Source organism: Paenibacillus sp. FSL E2-0177, from assembly GCF_037992975.1.
In the GTDB taxonomy this organism is placed as follows: Bacteria; Bacillota; Bacilli; order Paenibacillales; family Paenibacillaceae; genus Paenibacillus_AQ; species Paenibacillus_AQ odorifer.
The window spans coordinates 3,975,136-4,000,753 of sequence record NZ_CP150307.1; the positions used below are offsets into that span (position 1 = coordinate 3,975,136).

The 25,618-nt window shown below is 43.2% G+C and carries 23 protein-coding genes; 6 read left to right on the plus strand and 17 right to left on the minus strand.

Annotated elements, in window-relative coordinates; translation table 11 throughout:
- Positions 1-77: 77 nt before the first annotated feature.
- Positions 78-533 (minus strand): DUF3939 domain-containing protein, encoded by a 456-nt coding sequence (locus tag MHI25_RS17780; RefSeq protein ID WP_036688004.1) that lies wholly within the window; start codon positions 531-533, stop codon positions 78-80.
- Positions 534-653: 120 nt separating this feature from the next.
- Positions 654-1,250, minus strand: a complete 597-nt coding sequence (locus MHI25_RS17785; protein WP_036688006.1) for a metalloregulator ArsR/SmtB family transcription factor — start codon at positions 1,248-1,250, stop codon at positions 654-656.
- Between the two features lie 179 nt (positions 1,251-1,429).
- Between MHI25_RS17785 and MHI25_RS17790 the strand changes: the two genes are divergently transcribed.
- Both MHI25_RS17790 and MHI25_RS17795 read left to right on the plus strand, forming a co-directional pair.
- On the plus strand, positions 1,430-2,434 hold the full coding sequence (locus MHI25_RS17790) for a YpdA family putative bacillithiol disulfide reductase (RefSeq protein WP_036688007.1): 1,005 nt from the start codon (positions 1,430-1,432) through the stop codon (positions 2,432-2,434).
- A gap of 1 nt (position 2,435) precedes the next feature.
- Positions 2,436-2,879, plus strand: coding sequence for a DUF441 domain-containing protein (locus MHI25_RS17795; protein WP_036688009.1), 444 nt, complete (start codon positions 2,436-2,438; stop codon positions 2,877-2,879).
- Positions 2,880-2,950: 71 nt separating this feature from the next.
- Here the strand turns inward: MHI25_RS17795 and MHI25_RS17800 are convergent, their stop codons facing one another.
- From MHI25_RS17800 to MHI25_RS17810, 3 genes are all read right to left on the minus strand, one after another.
- Positions 2,951-3,886 carry a DUF4179 domain-containing protein gene (locus MHI25_RS17800; RefSeq protein WP_076128342.1) on the minus strand — a complete coding sequence of 312 codons (936 nt, stop codon included), beginning with the start codon at positions 3,884-3,886 and terminating at the stop codon, positions 2,951-2,953.
- Complete coding sequence (locus MHI25_RS17805; protein WP_076128340.1) at positions 3,879-4,397, minus strand: sigma-70 family RNA polymerase sigma factor; 519 nt, start codon at positions 4,395-4,397, stop codon at positions 3,879-3,881. Before MHI25_RS17805 ends, MHI25_RS17800 begins: the two co-directional genes overlap by 8 nt.
- A gap of 190 nt (positions 4,398-4,587) precedes the next feature.
- Positions 4,588-6,336, minus strand: a complete 1,749-nt coding sequence (locus MHI25_RS17810; RefSeq protein ID WP_340393815.1) for an ABC transporter ATP-binding protein — start codon at positions 6,334-6,336, stop codon at positions 4,588-4,590.
- A gap of 122 nt (positions 6,337-6,458) precedes the next feature.
- On the opposite strand from MHI25_RS17810, the gene MHI25_RS17815 reads away from it, so the two are divergent.
- A complete protein-coding gene (locus MHI25_RS17815; RefSeq protein WP_036688017.1) occupies positions 6,459-6,974 on the plus strand; it encodes a hypothetical protein in 516 nt (171 codons plus the stop codon).
- Positions 6,975-7,087: 113 nt separating this feature from the next.
- Here MHI25_RS17815 and MHI25_RS17820 read toward each other — a convergent pair whose 3' ends face one another.
- Positions 7,088-7,405 carry a HesB/YadR/YfhF family protein gene (locus MHI25_RS17820; RefSeq protein ID WP_036688019.1) on the minus strand — a complete coding sequence of 106 codons (318 nt, stop codon included), beginning with the start codon at positions 7,403-7,405 and terminating at the stop codon, positions 7,088-7,090.
- Positions 7,406-7,898: 493 nt separating this feature from the next.
- On the opposite strand from MHI25_RS17820, the gene MHI25_RS17825 reads away from it, so the two are divergent.
- From MHI25_RS17825 to MHI25_RS17835, 3 genes are all read left to right on the plus strand, one after another.
- Positions 7,899-9,647 (plus strand): ABC transporter transmembrane domain-containing protein, encoded by a 1,749-nt coding sequence (locus tag MHI25_RS17825; protein WP_076184456.1) that lies wholly within the window; start codon positions 7,899-7,901, stop codon positions 9,645-9,647.
- A gap of 58 nt (positions 9,648-9,705) precedes the next feature.
- Positions 9,706-11,793: an ABC transporter ATP-binding protein gene (locus MHI25_RS17830; RefSeq protein ID WP_076184457.1), complete on the plus strand. Its 2,088-nt coding sequence runs from the start codon at positions 9,706-9,708 to the stop codon at positions 11,791-11,793.
- 108 nt (positions 11,794-11,901) lie between these two features.
- Positions 11,902-13,140, plus strand: a complete 1,239-nt coding sequence (locus tag MHI25_RS17835) for a winged helix DNA-binding domain-containing protein (protein ID WP_076194710.1) — start codon at positions 11,902-11,904, stop codon at positions 13,138-13,140.
- Here MHI25_RS17835 and MHI25_RS17840 read toward each other — a convergent pair.
- The 11 genes from MHI25_RS17840 to MHI25_RS17890 all read right to left on the minus strand — a co-directional run bounded on the left by MHI25_RS17840 (position 13,132) and on the right by MHI25_RS17890 (position 25,546).
- Complete coding sequence (locus MHI25_RS17840; RefSeq protein WP_038571625.1) at positions 13,132-13,596, minus strand: hypothetical protein; 465 nt, start codon at positions 13,594-13,596, stop codon at positions 13,132-13,134. The two genes, MHI25_RS17835 and MHI25_RS17840, sit on opposite strands and share 9 nt — an antisense overlap.
- 44 nt (positions 13,597-13,640) lie before the next feature.
- Positions 13,641-14,354, minus strand: coding sequence for a hypothetical protein (locus tag MHI25_RS17845; protein ID WP_076128327.1), 714 nt, complete (start codon positions 14,352-14,354; stop codon positions 13,641-13,643).
- Between the two features lie 14 nt (positions 14,355-14,368).
- The gene (locus MHI25_RS17850; protein ID WP_076128324.1) at positions 14,369-15,313 is read right to left on the minus strand and encodes an ABC transporter ATP-binding protein; all 945 of its coding nucleotides are present in this window, start codon (positions 15,311-15,313) and stop codon (positions 14,369-14,371) included.
- Positions 15,314-15,455: 142 nt separating this feature from the next.
- Complete coding sequence (locus tag MHI25_RS17855) at positions 15,456-16,751, minus strand: extracellular solute-binding protein (RefSeq protein ID WP_076128322.1); 1,296 nt, start codon at positions 16,749-16,751, stop codon at positions 15,456-15,458.
- 3 nt (positions 16,752-16,754) lie between these two features.
- The gene (locus MHI25_RS17860) at positions 16,755-18,497 is read right to left on the minus strand and encodes a sensor histidine kinase (RefSeq protein ID WP_076128319.1); all 1,743 of its coding nucleotides are present in this window, start codon (positions 18,495-18,497) and stop codon (positions 16,755-16,757) included.
- A gap of 75 nt (positions 18,498-18,572) precedes the next feature.
- Positions 18,573-20,246, minus strand: coding sequence for an extracellular solute-binding protein (locus MHI25_RS17865; protein ID WP_076184461.1), 1,674 nt, complete (start codon positions 20,244-20,246; stop codon positions 18,573-18,575).
- Positions 20,247-20,275: 29 nt separating this feature from the next.
- Positions 20,276-21,145, minus strand: coding sequence for a carbohydrate ABC transporter permease (locus MHI25_RS17870; RefSeq protein WP_340393820.1), 870 nt, complete (start codon positions 21,143-21,145; stop codon positions 20,276-20,278).
- A gap of 18 nt (positions 21,146-21,163) precedes the next feature.
- Positions 21,164-22,126: an ABC transporter permease subunit gene (locus tag MHI25_RS17875; RefSeq protein ID WP_076184463.1), complete on the minus strand. Its 963-nt coding sequence runs from the start codon at positions 22,124-22,126 to the stop codon at positions 21,164-21,166.
- Between the two features lie 200 nt (positions 22,127-22,326).
- Positions 22,327-23,877: a response regulator gene (locus MHI25_RS17880; RefSeq protein WP_340393821.1), complete on the minus strand. Its 1,551-nt coding sequence runs from the start codon at positions 23,875-23,877 to the stop codon at positions 22,327-22,329.
- A 210-nt stretch (positions 23,878-24,087) separates the two neighbouring features.
- Positions 24,088-24,435, minus strand: a complete 348-nt coding sequence (locus MHI25_RS17885) for a four-helix bundle copper-binding protein (RefSeq protein WP_036688030.1) — start codon at positions 24,433-24,435, stop codon at positions 24,088-24,090.
- A 91-nt stretch (positions 24,436-24,526) separates the two neighbouring features.
- Complete coding sequence (locus tag MHI25_RS17890; protein ID WP_076184465.1) at positions 24,527-25,546, minus strand: GTP-binding protein; 1,020 nt, start codon at positions 25,544-25,546, stop codon at positions 24,527-24,529.
- Between the last annotated feature and the right edge of the window lie 72 nt (positions 25,547-25,618).

The following is a 25,618-nucleotide window of genomic DNA, read 5'->3' on the forward strand; positions in this document are numbered from 1 at the left end:
GACTATTCAACAAAAAGGATTTGTGGCTTCCCTTTTACTGAACAGTCTTTGTGAAGATTCGTATCTGCGTCATTCCTTTACTCGAAATGCTCTGCCCGATGGGTCAGCATCATTTCTTCATCCGTAATATACAGCGGAAAAGGAGGTGTTTCTTTCAGATAACTTTCTGTAGATAACAACCGATAATGAACCTCTGGCAACCAGGTGTCTTCAAGCAGCGGTAGCTTGCCTGTATCACTAATATAACTGTCTACAGCAGCCTGAACTAAATCCAGATAATACGGCACTAACTTGTCTTCTTCCTCGAAAATTTCATAGGTCTCTCGAGACATATAGAAATTCCGTTCGGGTATTCCACCTAAATAACGTTTCAGACGACTCATATCGATTCTTTTGTCCTCTAAGATTAATGCTGTTCTATTAATAGGTCCAGGCATATCTTCTTCGAACTTTCGAATCGCCTGTTTCACTTGAGGTAATGTGACGGTTACATGATCTGATTTGGGTTGCTTTTTTGTGCGTTTAAATAACATAACGAAAGTCTCCTTTCTAAATATGTCTCAGATAACGCTTACAATTCCATTTTATTCGAAATTCGAATAATTAATCAGTACATTTCAAATCGACACAGAATGTTAATATTTAAAAGATCATTATTTGACATATTCCCACCGAGTCCATACTTCTCGAGGATTTAGTTCATACTTGTCCTTCTCACGATACATAAACTGATGCATGATGAATTCACGACGAATAGTGGCAAAATCTTCATGAAACTGCTTAATAAACTCATTGATTTCCTTTTCCGTATAAACAACACCTGGCTCCAGCTTCTCAACCATGTATTGAAGCGCTATCAATTTCTTCTTGTATTGTGCGGGAATTTGCCGCAGCCGTCCATCTTTAGAGAAAAAATTACGGATTACAGTATCCTGAAGACTATTCTCAGGCAATTGCTCTTCCATATTCTCAGCTCCTTTCGAAAAAATAAATTGCAGTGAAGCTTCAGCCCCATTATTGATAAACTCCGGATTCAGTTTAAAGTAAACTGTATTTTTGTCGCGTCTTTCCTTTATTAGAGCCGCTTCACGTAATTTAGCCGCATGATGAGTGACTGTAGGCTGCGATAAATTCAACTTTTCAGCCAGCGCTTGCCCGTGCATTTCTCCTTGGGACAAAAGCAACAATAAGCGAAGACGCGTTGGATCAGCTAAAGCTTTATGATAACTCACGATTTTCTCCAACTGCACTGGGTTCACGCTCCTAGAATTTCACAATAAATTGATACATTAGATATATATCTAATTATATAATAATCAACGTTGTTCTTGCAATGGTTATTATACTCAATCTGCTCTTATGGAAAAATTCATGAATTTAGGGTAGGATTTAAAGAAAAGATAGTAACAATCAGGAGGTAACCCGCTTTATGAAAGATGTCATTATTATCGGTGCAGGTCCTTGCGGCCTCTCGGCAGCTATCGAATGCCAACGCCAAGGCCTGTCCAGCCTTATCATTGAAAAAAGCTTTATTGTGCACTCCATTTATTTGTATCCAACAAATATGCAATTTTTCAGTACGGCTCAGTTATTAGAAATCGGGGATGTTCCTTTCACTTCGACGAACGACAAGCCTTACCGTCATGAAGCGCTTGTCTATTATCGCCGAGCCGCCGAGCAATATGGTCTAGAGATCGCCGCTTATGAAGAAGCTTTATCCATTGAGCCGCTTGAAGATGGAACCTTTGCCGTACATACGTCAAATATGCGTGGTGAGCATCAGAAACGTATCACTGCAAATGTAGTTATAGCAACAGGTTATTTTGATCAGCCTAATATGATTGGCATTCCAGGTGAAGAACTACCTAAAGTTACTCATTATTTCGGTGAAGCCCATCCTTACACGGGAATGAAGGTAACTGTAATTGGCGGCAGTAATTCCGCAGTAGATGCAGCACTGGAGCTTATGCGTGTAGGAGCTACGGTAGATATGGTATATCGTGGTGAAAGCATCTCAGAGAATATTAAACCTTGGGTTCGGCCAATCTTTGAAGGCATGGTGCAAAAAGGGAAAATCACTCTGCACTTAGGCTCGCGTGTCACTGAAATTACTGCAAGCTCAGTAATTGTTACGGATCATAAGGGGGACAAGAAAGCATTGGATAATGATTTCGTTCTTGCCTTGACTGGCTTCCGTCCGAGCCGTACCCTCCTCACTTCAGCGGGTGTGATCATGGATGACGACATGGATAAGCCTGCTTTTAACACCTCTACCATGGAAAGTAATGTTCCAGGGTTGTATGTTGCTGGAGTAATCGCCTCCGGCCGCAATGCTAACGAAGTGTTTATTGAGACCGGAAGAGGGCATGGTAAGCTTATTGCAGATCACATTGTGTCAAAAGAAAGTTCTAATCCTAAGGAGTTGAAACATTAAGATGGACATGACCTCTTTGCTTTTGCTTGGACTTGCAGCGCTTGGAATTATCAGCAGCAATTCCCCTGTAACAATAGCAATGGTCGTCCTATTATTGCTAAGAGTACTTGGCTTACAGCAAACTTTTCCTTGGCTAGAAAAATACGGTTTAACCATCGGGATTATCATCCTGACCATCGGGGTCATGACCCCATTAGCCAGCGGCAAAATATCGCTGCAGACAGTCGGTCAATCCTTCTTGCACTGGAAGTCCTTGCTTGCTATCGCTATCGGCATTCTTGTCGCTTTTCTTGGAGGCCGCGGTGCTACGCTCATGACCAACCAACCCACAGTTGTTGCAGGTCTACTGATTGGCACGGTGATCGGGGTTGCGTTATTTAAAGGCGTTCCGGTCGGTCCGCTGATCGCAGCCGGCATTTTATCACTTATGATCGGCAAAATGTAATAGAACAGCACACAAAAAAGACCGCTTTTGGCGGTCTTTTTTGTGTGCCTTTTATAGAAGCCACTACATCACTATTCCTCCACCTGAGAAATGGACTGCGGAATTTGCTGCACCGCTCTTTTTTCAACGACTAATAAATCTTCAACGCCATACTCTGTCTTAATTTTCTGCAACTGCTTCAAAGCCTCTTCTTCTGTATTAAAATATCCTGCTTCCACGAGATATAAGCCTTTCTCATCCTTTAACATCCGCACATCCTCTAACCCATATAACATTTCTTCAGCCATACCCAGCGCCTCACCAGAAGGCTGTGAGACCGTTCTTAACGAATATACAGAGCCCCCTTTTACTTCGTCTCCTTTCTCTTTTAACGTAATCACTACCTGTGCTGGCTCTTTATATTCCTTTACCTCATAAGCAACCGAGTCCGTAAGCGTGACATTGAACCGAATAGCCGAATCATCTAGTGTAATTAGTGGATAAGCATCCTGAACATATCGGCTTTGTTTTAATGTCTCCAGATCTTTGACTGCTGAGAATTTTCTGGCCCCACTTACTGTAATCGTCATTGTTGCCGGATTTTCCGTAAACTTTACGTTATATGAGCTTGCTAACTGTTGTGTTTCATCTGGATTTGCAAAATTCAAAATCAATTGATCGCTATTCTTCAATTGTTTCACCGAAATAAAGTTCACATCTACTCCATCCTGAATGGTTCCACCGCCTGCACTTCCTTCCGTAAATTGCAGAACACTGACCAGCTTACCTAGAACCGGTATTTGATCCATACTACTCGCAAAAGCAGGAACCGTATTTACACCCACCGTAAAAGAAATCAATACAGCCGCAGCTACTGATCCTGTCCATTTCAAGGCACGTTTTGAAGAACTATTTTTCTGTTTATAGATTTTCCCTCTTTCAATTCCTTTACGAGAAGCGAATGATAGTTCTTTAGGAATTTCAATCTCATTATAGGCTTGCTGTAGACGTTCTAGTTGCTTATCCAAAGTACTCACTCTCCTCCATACTTATTTTTAATTTTTCCAAACCTCTATAAATAACGGTTTTGACACTGCTCAGGGGCATATCGAGAACTTCTGCAATTTCCTTTATGGGCAAGTCCTCCAAATATCTCATCACAATCACCATTCTTGATTTTTCATCAAGGCCGCTGAGCGCTTCATGCAAGTCCATAACTTCTTCCCTAGATTTCGGAGCATAGCTGCCTCCCAGCTCTTGATCTATATACACGATTTTTTTAGATTTACGGATAAAGTCCAGCGCACAGTTGACAGCGATCTTGGTGAGCCAAGTTTTAAAATATTGCGGTTGCTTCAATTTATGAATGGAGATATAGGCTTTGAAGACGGTCTCCTGCACAATCTCCAGCGCATCCTCTTGATTCCGCACGTAGGAGTAGGCCATTCGGTATAAACGCTCCTGCATGCCGTCAATAAGCGCAGTAAAGCTGTCTTCATCACCTGCTATCGCCTTTTCCTCAAGTGTGGTTTTATTCACGTTCCTCACTTCCTTTCATGATGTTTATAAGCTTTAGACGCACATGATCTCCGAAAAGACTCAGATTCCGTTTAGAATTTTTGCCATAGTATAAGTTACTGTGTGCCGCCACCCTGATTGGAATTCAAAAAAAGTGGCCTTCTCTTTCGAGAGGACCACTAAGGTGTTCAAGTATTTTTCCAAAAAAATATTAAGCGTCTAAATGCTGTACGTTAAATAATCGCGCATAACTACCCTCTATCGCCATCAGCTGTTCATGCGTACCCCGTTCAGTAATTTCACCATTCTCAAGTACGACAATCTGATCCGCATGTGTAATCGTTGACAGTCTATGCGCTACAATTAGTGTAGTACGTTCCGAAGAAAGAGACTGCAGCGCTTGTTGAATTAAATGCTCCGATTCCAGATCCAGCGCCGAAGTAGCTTCGTCTAATATAAGAACCTTCGGATTCTTGAGAAATACCCTTGCGATAGCAACCCGCTGCTTCTGTCCTCCGGATAGCTTAACACCACGTTCTCCCACTTCTGTCTCATAACCCAGTGGCAGCTGCTCAATAAAATCATGCGCATTGGCAGCTTTTGCTGCTGAAATGACCTCTTCTTCCGTGGCATTAGGATTACCGAACAAAATATTCTCACGCACAGATCCGCTGAATAAGAAATTATCTTGCAGGACCATGCCGACAGACCTACGCAAGCTTTCCTGTGTTAATTCCTGTATATCATAACCATCCATTTGGAGGCTGCCTTTACTGATGTCATAGAATCTCGGGATCAAGCTTATAAGGGAGGACTTTCCTCCACCGCTCATTCCGACGAACGCAATGGTCTGTCCGGGCTGAATACTCAGATTAATATCTTTTAAGACCCAATCATTCTCTTCGTTATATTTAAACCATACATTCTCAAAAGCAATCTCACCACGTGAATCCTTTAGCACTTTTGCTCCCGGCTTGTCTACAATATCATAAGGCTCATTCAGCAGCTCAAGCACCCGTTCAAGAGAAGCAGAGGCTTGCGTAAGCACCGTCGAGGAATTAATCAATCTCCGCAGCGGGGAATACATCCGGTCCAGATAGCCAAAGAAAGCTACAAAGGTACCTACTGTCAAATTGCCATGAATGACCTGATAACCACCATATCCGATGACCAAAAGAGGTGCTATATCCGTTAATGTATTAATAATTGCGAAGGTCATAGCATTCCAGCGGGTTTGCGCCATCGCTTTTTTAAGAAAGTTACCGTTGATGTCCTCAAACTGCTTCTGATCCACTTTTTCCATCGTAAAGCTGCGGATGATTGATATCCCTTGAATCCGTTCATGGAGATAACCTTGAATGCCAGCCAGAGCTTGGGAACGATCTTTCGTTAACAGCTTAAGCCGCTTATACAATTTGTTAACTGCAATTGCGTAAAAAGGTAATACCGAGATAGACACGAGCGCCAGCACCGGATTTAAATAAAACATAAATCCCAAAGCAAAAACTAGTGTGAACGTGTCGAGCCATACATTCATCATGCCGACTTCGACCAAATTTTTGGTCTGCTCAACATCGTTAATAAATCTGGAGATGGCTTCTCCCACCTTGGTATTCTGATAATACCGCAGTGACAGCCGCTGTAAATGACTGTAAAGCTTATTTCGCATATCGAACAACACTTTACTTGTGATAAGCTGAGCAAAGTATTGGCGATAATACTCTACGGGCCCTCTTACGATAACAAATAAAATTAAGGCACCACCCAAAATAAGCATCAAATGTGATACCCGTTCCTCAATCCCCATGCTCGGGTTCATTAGGAGGTCATCGACCACGTATTTCAGAATCATTGGCAGTGTTAGCGGAATACTGAATTTGATCATGCCGATAAACAGCGTAAACACAATCAATTTCATATAAGGTCGTACAAAAGTAAAATATGATTTCCATTGCTTCACAGGAATATTCTGTCCCTTCTCTTTAGTGAGTTGCTAAGTACAGTTGACTTTTGCTCTCTACAGTGTTTTTATAATTTTAGATCATAAGTACAATTGCAGTACCGAACTTCAGGAGGATAACGATGTCTAGACAATTTGTGACGGAAGCCGTCATGATGGCGATTTACGGCCAGCTTCTCGTATCGAGCAGCCCTGTAGAATATATAGTGCCTTATACTACCGTGATGGAACTATACGAACTGCGAGACAGCGATGATCCGTTGATGAACCGTCCGGACGACGACAAGCATGTTAAGTTGAAGATTAGTGAGCTCATTGCTTATTTTGAAGAACCGCTCAACGCGAAGAAGATCAACCGCTGTTTAGCTGTGCCTTGGGCGAAAAGCTCAGGTATTCTCCTTGGCGGGCAATCCAAAATCACCATCATTAACAGTATGGATACCGCTGCCTACGGTGAGATGTTCGATCCCATCGAAACAGAGCTTCTGCTGTCCTCACAACGTGAGAAAGTACCTATCCTAACGGATCAATTTGAATTGATTCAACGGATCATCGAGGGTGGAGTTCCAGTTCAGGTGTACGATATTGACGACTTCGACTTCGCTCTGGAGGAAGAAACCTCTCGCAATTTGCACTGATAACACCTATGTATTTCCAACTGGAATACCCTCATTTTTAAAGACAGCATTTGAAAAGCCCCTGCCTTTTGGCAAGGGCTTTTCCTGATTAAAATAAACAATCATTAAGACAACTATACCTGCACTTCGCCGGATACCGGCTTTGGTTCGTACTTATATTCAATGTCATCCTCTGACTCAGAGTATACGATAGATAGGTCATAACCTTCCATATACCATAAGTCCTGCTCCTCCATATAGAACACAATATCATCCTGTTTGACCTGAATAGCTGGACGCCCAGGTGCTTCTGTAGCAATGCCCAGCGAAAAACCGGGGTGAAGTCCACCTCCCGAGCTATAACGGGGAAATAAACGAATATAGTCTCCATTCTTAAGGTCCAATTCTCTCTTAAACCAAGCTGCCGCTGCTTGACTAATTTCCATGTTCATTTCTCTCAGCTCCTTTGTATATTCTAATCATAACGAAAATAAGTCGATATTCAAACAACTTTATGCAATTAATGATTTCCCAATCCATTTAAAATTAAGTTTGACAAATTCGCGAACCGGATGATAAACTCTGAACATAACTAAACGTCTTCTAGTTATTACCAAATTAATGAAAGGGGTGAGCGCGGTGTTTACGAAGTTACAGCCATATTATTTTACTATTGTTGGAATTTTTACTCAACCGAATACCGAAGCAGCCCAAGTGATTAAGCCATCCTGAAGTTTTTGCGAGTCTTATGGACCGTATAACTTTAGTTCTTGAAGGTCTCTCACATGCTTGGTGCTGTAACGCACCGTGCGCATGATAGCTGTAAATTACAGGCATATCGTCCGTTTTCGGATGATATGCCTTTTTTGTTTGCTGAAGAGATAATCACTTGCGCTTTTATCAGCATCACAAGCAATCATTACAACCTGAAAGGAAGGGATTTACTTGTTCTCTGTTCTTCGCGATCTCGGCTGGTTTTTTCGCCGAGAAAAAAGGCGTTACCTGATTGGACTCATATTACTCATAGGTGTGGGCGTTCTTGAATTACTCCCTCCACGTCTGCTAGGCAATGCCATTGACGACATAGTACGCGGTTCGATTACTACAGCTTCGCTTGCCAAATATATCGGCATGATATTCATTTTGCTGCTAGTTATTTATTGGATTACCTACATATGGATGCACAAACTTTTCGGAGGTTCCAACCTTGTTGAGCGCCTGCTGCGCTCCCGATTTATGAATCATCTTATGACTATGACACCTTCGTTCTTCGAAAAAAATAGAACTGGTGACCTCATGGCCCGGGCAACCAATGATATCAGAGCCGTCTCAGCTACCGTAGGATTCGGGATGCTTACACTGGTGGATTCTACAATCTACCTCACGGTTGTGCTGTTTGCGATGGGCTTTCTCGTGAGTTGGAAATTGACCCTTGCAGCAGTATTACCATTACCCCTAATTGCAATAGCTATGATTTTTTATGGTAAAGCTATTCATGATCGGTACAGCTTAGCGCAGGATGCATTCGGAGATATGAATGACCAAGTGCTCGAATCTGTCTCTGGTGTGCGCGTAATCCGTGCTTATGTCCAAGAGCGTCTTGATGAAAAACGTTTCTCGGATATTACTGAAGATGTTTACAACAAAAATATGGCCGTAGCTCGTGTCGATGCTTTCTTCGAACCAACCATCCGCTTCTGCGTCGGACTCAGCTACATTATTGGTCTTACTTATGGGATATACCTTGTATTCCGCAATCAGATCACACTGGGTGATCTAGTCTCCTTTAATATGTACCTCGGTATGATTGTATGGCCGATGTTCGCTATTGGAGAATTGATCAACATTATGCAGCGTGGTGGAGCTTCCCTCGAACGTATCGACGAGACGTTAAACTCCAAACCCGATGTTCAAAATGCTGCCCATCCCGTTCAAGTTCCCCACCCTACTCGAATCGAGCTTAACGATGTGACTTTCCGTTATCCTTCTTCGACGATAGACAATCTAACCCATGTCAACCTAACCCTGAACCAAGGGCAGACATTAGGTGTAGTCGGGCGTACAGGAAGCGGGAAATCTACACTGCTCAAACAATTGCTCCGCGAATATCCGACAGGTAATGGAGAAATCCTTATCTCTGGCGTGCCTATTCAACAGATTTCCCTGGATCAGCTGCATAGCTGGATGGGTTATGTTCCACAAGAGCAAATCCTTTTCTCCAAATCCGTTCGGCAAAACATTCAGTTTGGTCTAGACAACGCCGATGACGATACGATTATGCAAGCCATTACAGCTGCCGCTTTCCAGAACGACCTGGGCACATTGTCCGATGGTCTGGATACTCTAGTGGGTGAACGTGGTGTATCTCTCTCCGGTGGACAAAAGCAACGTGTCTCTCTGTCCAGAGCTTTTATCGCTAATCCTGATATTCTTATTCTGGACGATGCCTTATCAGCCGTTGACGCTCGTACGGAAGCTCAGATTATCGACAATATCCGGAATGAACGTGCCGGAAAAACCACATTAATCTCTACTCACCGTCTTTCTGCCGTCCAACATGCCGACATGATTGTTGTACTGGATAACGGACAAATCGTTGAGCGAGGTACACATCAGGAACTATTGGATTTGAATGGCTGGTACCGTGAACAATATGATCGGCAGCAAGTCGAAAATAACTTATCAAATGATTAAACTATAACCATAAATAAACGAGCTACGACTACGCAAAACATTTTAGGAGGTGTCACGGTTGACACAAAGTACAGGCAAACGCCTGCTGGAATATGCATTGACCGCAAAGAAAACCTTTATCGCAGCCCTTCTGCTGCTTTCAATCGGGGTAGCGGCAGAGCTGGCAGGTCCATTTATAGCCAAAAGCATGATCGACAATCACATGCTGGCCATCGAGAAGCCCTATTTCAGCACCACGTCTCCCGATAAGGCGGCTGAATATAACAATAATTTATACAAACGCGGCGATCGCTTTGAGCCTGGTGAAACTAAAGGCCAAGAAATTCGTGTTCTTCAAGCAGGGAGAAGTTTCTATTTTATTAACGAAGCTGTAACACAGCCTGACGGTGAACGAAAGTTCATCGATGGAGAGATGCATATCACCCGTGGTGATAACGAAGTTATCTATCCCGCGGTTAAGCTGTCGGCCGATGAGCTGTTCGCTTTTTACAAACCCGAGCTTCCTGGAATCTATCAGTTGGTCGGAATGTATGCTATTTTTCTTGTAATCTCCATCTTTGCTGAATTCGGAAAAACCTATTGGCTGCAATCTTCGGCGAATCAGGTAATCCGGAAGCTGCGGACAGATGTATACGCGCATATCCAGCGACTACCCGTTCATTTTTTTGACAATTTGCCTGCTGGTAAGGTAGTGTCGCGGGTTACAAATGATACCGAGGCGATTAAGGATCTATTCATTGCCGTCCTCTCCAATTTCAGCACCGGTATTATCAATATAACTGGCGTATATATCGCTCTGTTCTTACTTGATGTCCGTCTGGGTCTGATCAGCTTGTTCATTGTACCTATTCTTGTGTTATGGATCGTGCTCTATCGCAAAATTGCGACCAAATACAATACGATCATTCGCTCACGTCTAAGTGAAATTAACGCCATTATTAATGAATCGATTCAGGGGATGTCAATCGTCCGGATATTCCGCCGTCAGAAGCAGCTTAGTGCAGAATTTGAGAACCTGAACGATGATTACTTGAAATATCAGAATAAAATGTTAAATCTGAATGCTTTCACGTCCCACAATCTGGTGAACTCACTTCGCAGTCTCTCTTTTGTGATGGTGCTTTGGTATTTCGGACATGGCAGTATTACTGGTTCAACCTTTGTATCCTTAGGCGTTCTGTATGCCTTTGTCGATGTGCTCGGACGTTTGTTCCAGCCTATCACAGGCATGGTGAACCAGTTGGCGAACCTGGATACTTCTATGGTATCTGCAGGACGTGTGTTTACGCTTATGGATGAACCTGGAGAGAATGTTACGGACGGCTCCATGCCACGCTACAAAGGGAAAGTGGAATTTAAGAATGTATCTTTTGCTTATAAAAAAGACTACGTCCTGCGCGATATCTCCTTTGAAGCACGCCCGGGTGAAACTGTCGCTCTTGTAGGTCATACGGGTTCCGGCAAAAGCTCAATCATCAATCTGCTGTTCCGGTTCTATGATCCACAAAAAGGCGATATTACGATTGACGGTCAAAAGGTTACGGATATTCCGAAGCAGTGGCTGCGGAATCACATGGGCATCGTGCTGCAGGATCCGTACCTCTTCACGGGCACCATTGCTTCGAACGTCAGCCTAGGGGATGAACGAATTTCCCGTGAACGGGTAGAACGTGCTTTGCGTGAGGTTGGTGCGGATAAGTTACTCGCTCATCTTCCACAAGGATTTGATGAACCTGTCATCGAAAAAGGAAGTACTTTATCTGCGGGTCAGCGGCAATTGATTTCTTTTGCGAGAGCTCTCTCCTTTGACCCAGCTATTCTCATTCTAGATGAAGCTACCTCCAACATCGATACAGAAACGGAAAGCGTCATTCAGGATGCGCTGGAAGTTCTCAAAAAAGGACGCACCACTTTCATCATCGCTCACCGCTTATCCACGATTCGCAGTGCAGATCAGATTCTAGTCCTGCATCACGGAGAGATCGTAGAACGCGGCAGCCATGATGAACTGATGGCGCTTGGCGGAAGATACTTCCGTATGTACCAGCTGCAAGTAGGTGCTGCTGCTAACAGCTCTGACGATAACGCTGGCGCAAGCAACCGTCCAGCACTCGGAAACTTGCAACCCTCTCTTGAGAAAATGTAATTTACAACCCTGAGTCACTTCATTGTGATTCAGGGTTTTTTCCTGCTTGATCTTAGAACAGATGTTCTGTATTATGGAAATTAATACATAACCTTGGAGGAGCAAACGATGCTTACTTATAATTTGACTAAGAAACAAGCCAGGCTTTTTCTGCTATCTCATCAAAAGTTAACTGCTGGAGCTATCCCTTCTGGAAAACTTAGTATTTATGACTATGTTCGTCACGTAGGCTGCATCCAATATGACCCCCTTAATATCGCTGGCCATAATCATGAGCTGGTCCTCCAGGCACGGATTCCGGGATTTACGCCAGAACTGGTCCAAGAGCTTCTGTATGAAGACAGACTGCTCGTTGATGGCTGGGACAAGAACATGTCAATTTATTGTACAGAGGATTGGCCTTATTTTAAGCGGAGAAGAACAGCTGCTGCCTCCCACCATCAGGCTAATGAGCCTGTAATGGTCGCTGTAGCACAGGTTCGTGAAGAGCTTCAGAAGCGTGGCCCCCTCTCCTCTCTGGATTTAGACGGAAAGGAAAAAGTAGATTGGGCTTGGGCTCCGACAAGATTATCACGAGCTGCAATGGAAAGCATGTACTTTTGGGGAGAGATTGTTGTCCACCATCGTGTACATACCCGGCGATATTATGATTTCGCTGAACGTTTGTTACCCTCAGAGCTGCTGAGTTCAGCCGATCCAAATGTCACGGAAGAACAATTTCATGATTGGTATGTGTTACGTAGAATAGGAAGTATCGGCTTGTTATGGAATAAATCTGGAGACGGATGGCTGGGCATATCCGGACTGAAGAGCAAAGAGCGTGCGGCGGCGATTCAGAGATTGCTGGAGAAGGATAGTCTCAGAAAAGTTTGGGTCGAGGGGATTAAGGTTCCGCTTTATATCCGCAGTATAGATGCTCCAACCTTGGAGTCTGTGATACTGCAAGAATCTGAAGAGATTGGGCTTCAACCACGTGATTCATTTGCGGCCGTTTTGGCTCCGCTGGATAATTTGTTGTGGGAACGTGAGCTGGTTCGGCAATTATTCGGATTTCATTACCGCTGGGAGGTCTATAAGCCGGCAATAGAACGAGAATATGGTTACTATGTACTGCCTATATTATATAATGATCGTTTTGTTGGCAGATTTGAACCGGTGATGGATAAGAAGAGCCAAACATTGAATATTAACAATTGGTGGTGGGAACCTGGAGAAAGCCTAACACCGGAGATGATTCCGGCATTAGGCGAAGCTTTAACTGCACTCTCTCGCTGTGTTAGAGCTTCTTCGGTTCATTTTAGACCAGAGGTTGTAACAGCTTGCGGATTAGAAGGATTATTACAATAAGTTTTCCTCCTCTAATCCAAGTTTCGTGAACATTTCTGTGCAGTAGCCTTGCAGTTTAACTTCAAGTCTACTTGCTTTATTTTTAAAACGTTTCAGCTCCCGAATCATTTTAGCCCTTCCGGCAGGCGTAAAGGTTTCCTGTATACGCTCTTTAAAGTAATCATGAACGATGTAATTACGTTGTTTCCATACTTCCTCCAACTGAGCGGTTTCTTGCTCCGAGAAAGGAAAATGATGTTGGATTTCTTTGATGAGTTGGCCGAGTGAATTGCTGAGTTTTCGCTGATAAAGGTCTGTCAGATCTGCTTCTGTTGGCGTTTTTCCTTGTGATAGCTTAGTAAGCAATAGCAAGTTGGTAAGCTGCTGCTCGAGGGCCTGTCCATAATAAACTGCCAGTCCAAAATAGGCGAATAACTCTTTTGATTGTTCACTCTCAGGTACATATGTATCCTTCATCTTTTCCCCCACTTCTGTATCCTTGTTCCTTTTATCTATACAAGTTATGTTTTGTTGTAATCCCTCTGTCTTGATCTGTACAAATAAAAACCGATAAGCAGTGTTATATATACTAATGCTTGTGCAAAGGAACCTAACAACTCCGCTAATGACAAAGTATCAGCTTTCATCATGGCCTCCATTACAGGAGTTACTGGCGGCAACAACCAGATCAAAAAATGAAATATACCAGGCAAACTTTCGCTGATTTGTGCTCCGCCCAGTGATAGTATAACGATAGCTAACAACATACCTGTCGCATGACTGCCTTTTTGAACCCAAGAAGATTGAAAGAATAGGGCAATAGCCACACCAAGCATACCCAATAATCCATGTCCTATGAGCGCGAGAATTAACCGATATCCCCCGGGTGATTCTGCAAAATGACCCGTTACCCAAGGATAAAGGACAATCAATAGATCTAGCAGCAGCGTTAGAAATGCAAGCGTTAAGATACCACCTGCACTATGTTTAGCCGCACTTCGCATGTGAACAACTGCAATCTGCCGATGAACAGCGTGCTCATGATTCAAAAAACTAAGACTCATCCAAGCGCAGCTTATAAAGAGCATTACTGCTGTAGCGGCATAGCTATTCATAACTGGATTGGGCTTATAAGAATACAATATCAAGACTGCAATCACAATCCCTGCTAACGGGCCGAAATAACGCTGAGATCGAGTATAACTTCGCAGCATGTAAACGATAAACGGATACACGTAAGACCCCCTGTTCAACTCCTAGGATTCATCCATTTTTCTAAGTCATGCGATCCTCCGCGAGGTTCTACCGATTGTATTGAACCACCCGACTCCAAGATAACCCGCAAAAAAGTATCTGATTCTGAACTTGTTACTGTCAACGCCGTACGTTCTATGTTACAACTATCCTTAAACGTATTTATTGAAATGAAACCTGCCATTTCCTTCAATTGCTGCAGTTTCTGAATCGACAGATTAGACAATAGTATGTATGTAGAGGGTTTTATGTTTAGCTTCTCTGACCCCTGAATTGACTTTACAATTTTCCCTTCATGTATCACATGAACCTGATCCGCAAGCAATTCAATCCATTGGGGTTCATGTACAGAGAAGACTATAGCAGTCCCCTTATTTCTCAAAACGATGAGAAGATCAGCTAACTTATTCATTGAGGGGAGATCAAGGCCCGACATAGGTTCATCAAGAAGCAGCAACGAGGGACTTCCCAACAAGCTTTGAATCAAATTAATTTTTTGCAGCATTCCTTTGGAGAAATTTAGCATCGACTGCTTGCGAAAGTGCTCCAGTTTAAAAAGTTGAAATAACGTTGTTAGCTCCTGTTCGATCAGGACTGGCGCAAGGCCGCTAATCTGACCCATACTTCGTAAGTACTGTTCTGGGGTCAGCTTCAACCCTGGAAACATCTCAGGTGCATAACCAATTCTCAGATTTGGATCCTTACAACTCAGCTTTCCTGAGGAAATGTGGACAAGTCCAGCTAAGATTGACAACAGGGTACTTTTGCCGGATCCGTTTCGTCCGATCAGAGCAGTTACAGTTCCCTTTTCAATAGTGAACGATACATCCTCCAATACGGGTCGGCGTCCATACTGTTTACTGATCTGCTCTAATTCAATTAGGGAAGTAGCAACACCTATACTACCGCCGGCAAAGTTACGATCTACTAAGTTCGCCACTTAACATTCTCCCTTCATATCTACTGTTAATTCTCCGGTTCCCTACGAATTTCCTCTTCTAGGAATCAAAAAAAAGAAAGAACTGCCATAGCAGCCCTTTCTAAAATTTACTTTCAATCCAGTATTTCTCCCCTTTTTTTGTTTATTTTATATTCTGAGATAAAATCTCATCGGCTTGAAGGCGGAACTGTTCGGCAGCTTTTTCAGGAGTGATTTTGCTGAACATAAGCAGATCATATAATTGACGTAATACGCTAGTTACTTCTGAAGCACCCACCGGATCCGGTGGATCCATCGGACTGCTATTCTGCTCCACCCAGTCAATATATTCAAAAACCTGTGCAAGCTCTGGCTCTAGAAATGGCTTCATCTGCTCTTTAATAGCTGAGGACACCGGGACGCCACGTTCTCCCTTAAGCACTTTATTAGCTTCCAGATTATTGACAAAGAAATTAATGAATTTTGCTGCTTCCTCCTTTTGCTTAGAGCTTTTTGAAATCGAAAAAAACATCCCTGGTTTCAAGAATAAGCCGCGATCATTGTGCGGGCCTGGCATGGTGGCTAAAGCCAGCGGTTTTCCGTAACGCTGAACAGTGCTAATAAACTGATTAGAATATCCCCAACCCAGCAATGCTTCCCCTTTGTAAAAAGGGTCTTGATCCGGTTTGTTAACATCTAACGTCCAGATATCAGGTTCGAAAATCAGTTTTTCCTGCATCAGACGCTGCATACGTCCGAAATACTCTACAAACAAGCGATCATCGCTATAGCCAAGGGTTATTCCATCTTCCGAGAACAATGACGCTCCATTCTGCCGTAAATAATAAGCAAAAAACTGTTCTGGCGTCAGATAAGTTCCCAGATAAATTCCTTTCCCCTGTTCCTTTAAAGTAACGCCGATCTGCTCAAAATCCTCCCAGCTCCAATCCGTCCCTGGAGGCTCAATTCCCTGCTCCTTAAAAACTTCTGGATCATACACACTGTACAAAGCATTAATCCCTAGATTAAAACCATATAGCTGCTCGCCTAGTTTACCTCCGGCAAGATTGTTGTCGCTGATGCTGCTCGTATCTATAAGTCCGCTCTTAATATAAGGTGACAAGTCTTGCAATAAATTCAAAGTTCCATATTGCGAAAGGTAAGAGATATCCATTTGGATAATGTCTGGAAGAACATTGCCTGCTGCACTAGGTGCAAGCTTTTTCCAATACTCATTAAAGGCGCTGTAATCATATTCAATTTTCACCAGAGGATTCTGTTGTTCATACATTTGGATAACCTGAATTGTAGCGTTATTCCGGAAGTCACTTCCCCACCAGGCAATCCGGAGGTTAATTTTTTCTACTGCATTCTCTGGTGGAAGGTCCGTTTGTTGCCCGCAGCTTCCGAGAGTTGTAATCATGCATAGCAGTGCCAAGCTAAGTATGAATCTGCGCATCACCTACACCTCCTGCGGGAACGGCAAAAGAACACTGACTTTTGTTCCAAACCCAACCGTACTCTCAACATAAATGCCATATTCCTCACCGAAGGCAAGTCTGACCCGGTCACGGATGTTAAGCAAGCCAATACCTGTGCCTCTAGTCTCTACTTCCCCATTTAGTAATCGTTTGAGGAAATCTGCTTCCATTCCGGGGCCACGATCCTCAACTACAATCGCTAGCTTGCCATCAAATGGTTCAGCATATAATAGAATTTGACAAGGTTCAATCATCGTCTCAACACCATATTGAATAGCATTCTCCAACAGCGGTTGCAGGGTTAGCTTTGGAATAGAGACAGTATTAAAGACCTCTGGAATCTCCATATGAAAATCCAAACGTTTCTGAAACCGATAATTCTGAATAGTGATATAATGCTTCACAATTTCTAGCTCTTGCGCGACTGTGATTACATTTTGTTTCAAGCTGATCGATGACCGAAGAAGAAAAGCAAGCGAGACAACCATGCTCGAAATCTGTGCATGTTCACTTTTTTTAGCTAACCAGTGGATCGAATCCAGTGAGTTATAGAGGAAATGAGGATTAATCTGCGCTTGCAAAGCCTTAAATTCTGTCTCTTTTATAATCAGCTGGTTGGCATAGTTCTCTTTGATCAATGTGTTAATCTGTGTTATCATCTGACGAAATGTCCGTTGTAATAACCCCACCTCATCCATTTGCTGAAGTGGAGGAGCCATCAGCTTAGTATCCATACTGTCCAGATCTCCATATTGAACCTCTTTCATTTGACTGATCAGCGAGCGAATCGGTTGTGTCAGATTACGGGCAAAGCTCATCCCTAGCGCAATTATAATCACAATCGCAATTCCAAATACAATGATCATTGTATTCTTCAGCCAAATGGTTTTTTCAAAAATATCATTATAAGAAACATAGTTGTAGTAAGTCCATCCAGAGTAGGAAGATTGCTTCTGTGATACAAAGGCAACTTCTCCATTCATCTCTTTGATTTCGTATCCAGCCCCTGATTTTAAAGGCTGTAAAACCGCTGTTACACCGTCCGCCACTTTCCGATAAGGATAAACCAGTTCCTGACCTGCTTTCAAAATAATATCGCTGTCTTCTGCGGCCACACCAGCGTAATCTTGGGCTAACCTCCCTATATTAATGCGTAAATAGAGCGTGCCCAGCTTATCTAGCGTCATTGGATCATAAGCTCTCACTTCTCGGACCATGACCAGCATCGGATCTGAATCGTCAGGATACAACCAACGTACAGCACCATTCCCCGCTTCTGCCTCTCGGGTCATTCGTGCCGATTTCTCCTCTGTGAACAGAATCGTCTCTCCGTATCTGCTGACCTTCCCTTGGGAATCGATCAAATGTACAGACTGAATGTAACGTTCGTCCATACTGATATGCGTCCATAACCGATCAGCAATCATCTGCCGTGTAACATATCCAGTAAAATCGGAATCATCTTTGCGCAATTCCTTAAGGCCTTCTTGAATTTGCCGATCAGCAATCATCGTCAAAGTCATGGATTCCAGCTTTTTAAGCTCCATATCAATCGTAGTCGAAGACAAATTAAGCAGCCGATACGACTTGTCATAAAGCTGCTTGTCATAAATAGAGTAGGCATAATATAAAGAACCGAACGCCATGGATATAATCAGAATCAGTATCAGAACAATCATCAGGAACACCTTCATTTTAATACTCAAATTCCGATAAACTTTCATCCGGGCTCTCCTTTGTCACTGTAATATAACTTGTATACCACATTATGGATAACCCGGATAGTCTTCTTAATCCGCTTATTTAGCCATGTAACGGTCATACGCAGCCTGATGGATTTTTATAGCTTCTTCAATGCCCATTCCTTTGATCGTATCCACCATTTTTTCAAATTCTGAGATTGGTTTCTGGCCATTAATGATTGCTGTCATCGTTTCATTCAGATACGTGTTGACCTGACTCATAATGGAAGTGCTTTTGCTGGCTTCGTCAACGCTCAAACGAAACGGAGGAAGCGTCAAATCAGAGCTAGCCTTCATCCAAGAAGCATTAGCCTCTCGTTGCCCCTCATCGAACAATAAAGCATCCAAATAACGGCTATCCTGATTGATGGGTCCATCCATAATCGAAAGCGCATATGAGGCTAACGCTTGATCGTAAGTCAAACCTTTAGGATTGTTGGTAATGACATCTGTGAATTTTATTCCTTCTCCTTCCTTCACATAGCTCTCACCTTCAATTCCGAAGTTGAACAATTCATGTCCTTGTGGGCTGTAATTGAAATCCATCCATTGGACAATATCCTTCAGTTTATCCTTATCCGCTCCGGTAGTGATTGCTTCACCATACGTCAATACTTTATTGTTCATATTAAAAGTAGCATAAGCTGTTCCGTTAGGAGAAACCGGCCAAGGTACACCTGTAAGATTAAAGTTCGGATCGGTATCGCGCATCAGGTTGAAGAATTTGCCCATACCGCTAAAGACACCACCGCCATAAGAACCGGCTAAATTATTCGTCACTTTATAATCAAAGGCTTTGCCATCGTTGGTCATAATTTCCGGATCAATAAGCCCTTCCTTATACCATGTGGCCATCGTTTCCAAGAAGCTTGAATAACCTGGCTGAATCGGCCCGTATTCGACCTTATCCCCATTCATCTGAAAACCGCCGATTACCCCAAACCCTGGTGAGAAATCGTGCAGCTTCGTCAGGTCACCAGGACCCCAGTTTCCAGTGAACGGCAGCTCATCGGCCTTCCCGTTGCCATTAGGATCTTTTTCTTTAAACGCTTTCAAAACAGTATGCCATTCCTCAATGGTGGTCGGCGGCTTCAGTCCCAGCTTATCGAGCCAATCCTTGCGCATAATCAACCCTGAAGTGGCATTCAGCTTCAGCGCATCCAGCTTCAGAAGAGGGAACATATAGATCGTTCCATCATCCAGTGTGATTTGTTTTTTTACATCCGGGTCGGATTCAATGATTTTGCGAAGATTCGGTGCATATTGTTCTATCAGCTCATTTAAACGGATAATTCGGCCATCCTCAATTAATTTCTCCGGCCCACCAACCGCATCCGCCCAATTATAATAAATGACATCTGGAAGCTCTTTCGTAGAAATCAACAGGTTGAACTGATCCTTCTGCTGTCCAAGTGGTGGGTGCGTAAACTTCACTTTGATGCCAGTCAACTCTTCTTTCTTTTTATAGCTGGCCATATCACCAAAACTCTCCAAAGAAGCGGTAAGCTTACCATCATTGGCACGCCAGTAATTAATCGTCATTCCGTCTTTTGTAATTGGCAGTGGAATTTCTGTCAGCTTCTCCACCGGCGTATTAGTTGCGGTAGTATTCCCCTTATGATCTCCCGCCTTATTACCCGCACTAGTTCCATCATTATTGCCTGAACAGCCAGCCAGCATTGTAGAAAGAAGGACGGAACTTAACATCATGGCCCCTATTTTTCTTTTCACCCAAAATCGCCTCCATAAATAAATGTTATTTATTGTTTCACGGCACCGATTAAAGCACCTTGAACAAAATATTTCTGGATAAACGGATACACCAGCATGATTGGTAACGTTGAGATTATGATAGTGGCGTATTTGATGTTCTCACCGATAGCGAAGCCTGTATCTACCCCAGCTCCCATTGACTCTGTACTGCTGCTAATCAGAATATCCCGCATTACAATTTGAATCGGATAGAGATCCTGACTGCGCAAATACAGCATCGGGGCTACATAATCATTCCAATGGTCAACCGCATAATAAAGAGTCATAACCGCGAGAATAGATTTGGACAGTGGCAGTACAATTCGGAATAAAATCAAGATATCATTAGCTCCGTCAAGCTTCGCCGACTCGATCAAGCTGATCGGTATTCCCTCAAAGCTAGTTTTCATTATCAAAAAATAAAAAGTACTAATCGCTCCAGGTATAATCATCGCCCAGCGGGTATCGACCAGCCCGAGGTTCTGAATGAGCAGAAAAGTCGGGATCATCCCACCGCCAAAAAACATCGTGAAGGTGATTAACTTCATCAGTGTTTTTCTACCGAAAAGATCTGATCTGGACAAGGAATACGCTGCGATTGATGTCATCAATAAATTAACGATTGTCCCAACAGTTACATAAAAAAGTGTATTTAAATATCCACTATAGATTTTCGAATTATGAAATACCGCTTTGTAAGCTTCGAGCTGAAAGCCTTCAGGCAGCAGCATTAATGACCTGGAACGCAGCAGTTCGTTCGGATCACTCACAGAGGAATTCAGCACATACAGGAGCGGATAAATCGATACAGCCATGATGCCTAACAACAGCAACACATTAATACAGTCAAAGATACGTTCACCTGCCGAACGTCGCATAGGTTCACCTCCTGTTCCTCACCAAAGACTGGTGGAGTTCACTTTTTTACTAATAGAGTTGGCAAGCAAAAGCAGTGAGAAATTTATAACCCCGTTAATTAATCCAATGGCTGTGGAATACGTATAATTGCCTTCCAGCACCCCAGAACGGTATACAAAGGTTGAGATAACATCCGAGGTTTCATAGGTTGGAGCGGTCTGCATCAGTAATATTTTTTGAAAATCGGAATTCATAACCGCGCCCAGACGCAGAATCAGCATAACGACGACAGTAGGCATAATTCCCGGCAGGGTAATGTTCAGAAGCTGTTTCCAGCGACCTGCGCCATCTATTTTGGCAGCCTCATATAATTGGGGATCAATTCCGCTAAGCGCCGCCAAAAAGATGATGGAAGCCCAGCCCGCACCTTGCCAGATGTTGGAGAGAATATAAAGTGGCCGGAACATATCCTTCTCTGCCAGAAACATCACAGGCTGTAGATCAAAAAAGCTACGAACTACGTTAAACAACCCGCCATCAAGTGCTGAGAATGTTTTTAACATACCGACAACAACCACGACTGAAATGAAATGCGGCATATAGCTAACGGTTTGAATCGTGCTTTTGAACCACTTATTCCGGACCTCATTTAACAGTAAAGCCAATATAATGGGTGCCGGAAATCCGAAAATAATACTGTAAAAGCTAAGAATCAGTGTGTTCTTAATAATCCGCCAAAAGTAGTAGCTTTCAAAAAACATTTTAAAATTATCAAACCCGATCCACTGCCCCGCCATAATCCCTTTTATAGGACTATAGGATTTCTGAAAAGCCATTAGCAGACCGTACATCGGCCCATAGCTGAAAATCAGATAAAAGAGCACCACGGGAATTAACATGATATACACATATTTATTCCGCTGCAGTTCTTTTTTCACATAAGACCATTTGCCGGGTTTCATACCGGACTTCTTGGTCAGCAGCTGATGCTTAAGCTCCATTGGTTGGCCTCCCCGTATGTAATATGACTAGCTTCCTTATGCACATAACTTTACAGGTAAAGCTGTCCTTTCCCCATGTTCATATCCGGTAATTATTTGTTCAAAACCGTGGAACCCTCTTTGTCCTCGCACACAAAAATACCCCACAGTACTTATCGATCAAGTACGTAGGGTATATGGGCTATCTTTAAATGAAACAATTATGGAGCCGTTTTTTTATATTCGGAAGGAGAAAAACCCGTGAATTTCTTGAAGGCTTTGCTAAAGTAGGATACATTATCTCCAAAACCGACTTCTTCAGCTAGAGGTCCAATCGTAAAATGTGCACATCCTTCGATGATTTCGAGCGCTTTTTGCATCCGGCATTTCATAACATAATTCGTAAACTTTTCCCCCGTTTCTTTCTTGAACATCTTACTAACATAATCAGGATTCATATAAATCTCCTGTGCAACAGTCTGCAAAGTTAATGTCTCTTCACAATAACGCCTATCCACGATACGCTTTACCTCTGCCACCATTTGCGATTGCTTACTGCGGTTGCGGCTATAACGATCAAGGGTAATCTCTTCTGCAATACTCATTACAAACTGCTGAAAAGACTGGAGCGTGCTAGTCTCCATCATTCGGGGCAGCTTATCAATATATGTTTGCATCTTGTTTTGATCACTCAAACGTATAATCTCCATGAAGATCTGGATCAGATAGGATTTGGTCTTGGCAATGTCATATCTAAGATTCAGAAGTTGATGCAAAAGTGACAGCAGCTCGCATTCAGCATCTGCCCAGTGCCCCGCTTTAATGAGCATAACGAGGTGTTCGAGATCCACTTGCAGCTCTAGACCTTCCTCATCCTCTGGAATGCTGATATCTTTTTCTGTAATTAAGCTCCCTTCCCCCAGATAAAATCTATGGCTAAGACATTCGATCGTCTGCTTGAATAAACGCCTTACTTGCGTCAGCTCTCCAGGTTCACTTAATGCGGCCGTCAGATCAATATGATAATATTTCATAAAGGTAGCGCGGATGCTGTCTATTTTCTCAAATAAAGCAGCTTCAGACAGGTCATCTTCCATTAATAACAGAACACGCCGCCCTACAGTGGAGCTTAAAATATGATGTTGAAAAATATCTCCCGCAATATTACTGACCGCGAACAAATGCTCATATTCATGTTCTCCTTCAATCTCTACCAGCAGTAGCCTAACACGTTGACTCTGAAAATTCAGTCCAAACAGCTCACCAAAATATTTCCATTCCTCCACACCATAGGTCTTGTTCGTCACAAGCTCCTTCAGGAATTGTTCTTTGGCATGTGGAAGTACACGTTCCAGTCCATATTTTATCGATAGGATAAAGTTCTCCTCGTACTGCCGTTCCTCTCGCTTCTGAACTACCTCGCTTAGCGCTTCATTCAGGCTCTCTTCGCTGCACGGCTTCAGTAAATAATGTTTAACCCCATACTGCATCGCCATCTTAGCATAATCGAATTCTGAGAAGCCTGTCAGCATAATAAAAGAGGTCTCAGGATGAAGTGCTGTAACCGTCGCCACCAGCTCCAGCCCGTCCATTCCCGGCATACGAATATCGGTAATAATAATATCAGGTGTAGCTTGCTTGATTAATTCTAATGCCTCCAAGCCATTTTGCGCGGTTCCAATAAGTTCTGTGCCCAATGCTTCCCAGTTCATTACCGATGAGATGCCATCCAGGATAATAAATTCATCATCAACTAAAAGGACCTTTTGCATGATACTGCTCCTCCAATCTTTTTTGTAAGCGCTATCAATAATATGTAAAAGGTTAAATCTGTATGTATTTAGCATTCTACATGCTTGTTTCCTTTTTTTCTACCAATAGCATGAATCAAACAGACCTGGATATAAAAAACCAGACTATTGCTATATCTCTACAGCAACAGTCTGGCTATTAGTTCATATATGAGAGTTAAGTTATACGATTTACGCATATACCTCAACAGCATCGCTAATCAAACGGCATGCCTCTGCAGCTTTACGGCAGGCATTAATACATTCTTGGCAGTGATTATGTATATGCTTGCTGCTCTCATCCGCGCATGCTTCACATATTTCTGCACATAGTTTTAGAATTCCAGATACAAACGGACTTTGACGGGTCATTGCTTGAATGGCATAAGAACAAATATCCGCACATTCACGATCGAGCCGCATGCTCTCACGAAGAGATGCAAGATCATATTCTTTTAGGCTTGAGACATAGCTGTAGTTACAGGCATTCATACTTTCGAGACAAGCGTCAATGCACTCCTGATATTGAATTCGGGTCATAGCCTTCAACCTCCTGCATTTTTAATGGTATGCCTTACTATTAACCTACAAGATTAGGAATGAACCACAGCTTCTTCTGAAGCAGAACGGATTACAGGCTTCTTTTGATCGTTCCAGGCCGAACTAAAATACGTCCTTCCATCTCCAGCAGCTTCGTGCGTAACTCACTGGATGAGAAATGTTCCCCGATAAATACAGCTACGTCTGGCACTTCGCCTTGAGGTGTGATTTTCATAAAATCAGCTTCACGGTAAGCATATTGAAAAAGAAAACGACTGGAGGTGTCATTAAAGGTCACAATGCCTTTAGCCCTATAAACATCCCGCGGAAGCTCCTTGACGAACTGCTCAAAGGTCTCGCTGTTGACAGGTCGTTTGAAGTAATGTGTGTATGCCATCACGTGATCGTGGGAAGCATGGGTGCCTCCAGAAGGTTGCAGAGCTTCCTCATGCACATGGCTTTCACTGTCGCCCTCTTCAAGCTGTGAATCCGTAAGAACTCCACCTGCGCTACGCAGGAGCTCCTCTGTGTCGATCTCACAACGCTCCGCTGGCATAATCGGTGCATAAGAATTCCATTTTCGCAGAACGGTTGTGATCTCTTCTGCTTCATCTGCTGAGACACGGTCAGTTTTATTCAGAATCAAAACAGAGGCGCAGCGAATTTGCTCCTGCATCAGTCGATAGGTTGCGCCTTGCTGCGCACGGTACAATTCGAGCAAATGCGCGGCGTCAACGACAGTGATCAAGCTTTTCAGCTCTACTTTTTGATACAGTGAAGTTTCGGTTACGCCATCTACAATTTCCAGCGGGTTCGCCGCACCTGTGGCCTCAATAACAACAACATCCGGTGATTCCTTCTTGATAAGAGTAGTTAGCTCTGTACTGAGATCTCCTCGGATAGAACAGCAGATACAGCCGCCGAGCAGCTCAGCCATAGGAACGGTTTGCTCAACCAGCAGCCCATCCAGATTCACTTCACCCAGCTCATTCATCACTACTGCCGGGCGTAAGCCCTGATCTTTCCAATGTTCCAGCAGGCGCTGCAGCAGGGTAGTTTTGCCGCTTCCCAGAAATCCTGACAATATATACACAGGTACAACCTGTTCCATGATTCATCGCTCCTTGCAAATTACGGGTATGGTAGCGAGTTTACTACATGATGCCAAAGCACGCAAGCGGCA

Excerpts from the sequence above, each read along its gene's own strand:
- MHI25_RS17835 (WP_076194710.1), top strand. The coding sequence starts at position 11,902 with ATGCTTACTTATAATTTGACTAAGAAACAAGCCAGGCTTTTTCTGCTA.
- MHI25_RS17795 (WP_036688009.1), top strand. The coding sequence starts at position 2,436 with ATGGACATGACCTCTTTGCTTTTGCTTGGACTTGCAGCGCTTGGAATT.
- MHI25_RS17880 (WP_340393821.1), bottom strand. The coding sequence starts at position 23,877 with ATGCAAAAGGTCCTTTTAGTTGATGATGAATTTATTATCCTGGATGGC.
- MHI25_RS17790 (WP_036688007.1), top strand. The coding sequence starts at position 1,430 with ATGAAAGATGTCATTATTATCGGTGCAGGTCCTTGCGGCCTCTCGGCA.
- MHI25_RS17860 (WP_076128319.1), bottom strand. The coding sequence starts at position 18,497 with ATGAAAGTTTATCGGAATTTGAGTATTAAAATGAAGGTGTTCCTGATG.
- MHI25_RS17815 (WP_036688017.1), top strand. The coding sequence starts at position 6,459 with ATGTCTAGACAATTTGTGACGGAAGCCGTCATGATGGCGATTTACGGC.
- MHI25_RS17870 (WP_340393820.1), bottom strand. The coding sequence starts at position 21,145 with ATGCGACGTTCGGCAGGTGAACGTATCTTTGACTGTATTAATGTGTTG.
- MHI25_RS17840 (WP_038571625.1), bottom strand. The coding sequence starts at position 13,596 with ATGAAGGATACATATGTACCTGAGAGTGAACAATCAAAAGAGTTATTC.
- MHI25_RS17890 (WP_076184465.1), bottom strand. The coding sequence starts at position 25,546 with ATGGAACAGGTTGTACCTGTGTATATATTGTCAGGATTTCTGGGAAGC.
- MHI25_RS17875 (WP_076184463.1), bottom strand. The coding sequence starts at position 22,126 with ATGGAGCTTAAGCATCAGCTGCTGACCAAGAAGTCCGGTATGAAACCC.
- MHI25_RS17855 (WP_076128322.1), bottom strand. The coding sequence starts at position 16,751 with ATGCGCAGATTCATACTTAGCTTGGCACTGCTATGCATGATTACAACT.
- MHI25_RS17820 (WP_036688019.1), bottom strand. The coding sequence starts at position 7,405 with ATGAACATGGAAATTAGTCAAGCAGCGGCAGCTTGGTTTAAGAGAGAA.
- MHI25_RS17885 (WP_036688030.1), bottom strand. The coding sequence starts at position 24,435 with ATGACCCGAATTCAATATCAGGAGTGCATTGACGCTTGTCTCGAAAGT.
- MHI25_RS17780 (WP_036688004.1), bottom strand. The coding sequence starts at position 533 with ATGTTATTTAAACGCACAAAAAAGCAACCCAAATCAGATCATGTAACC.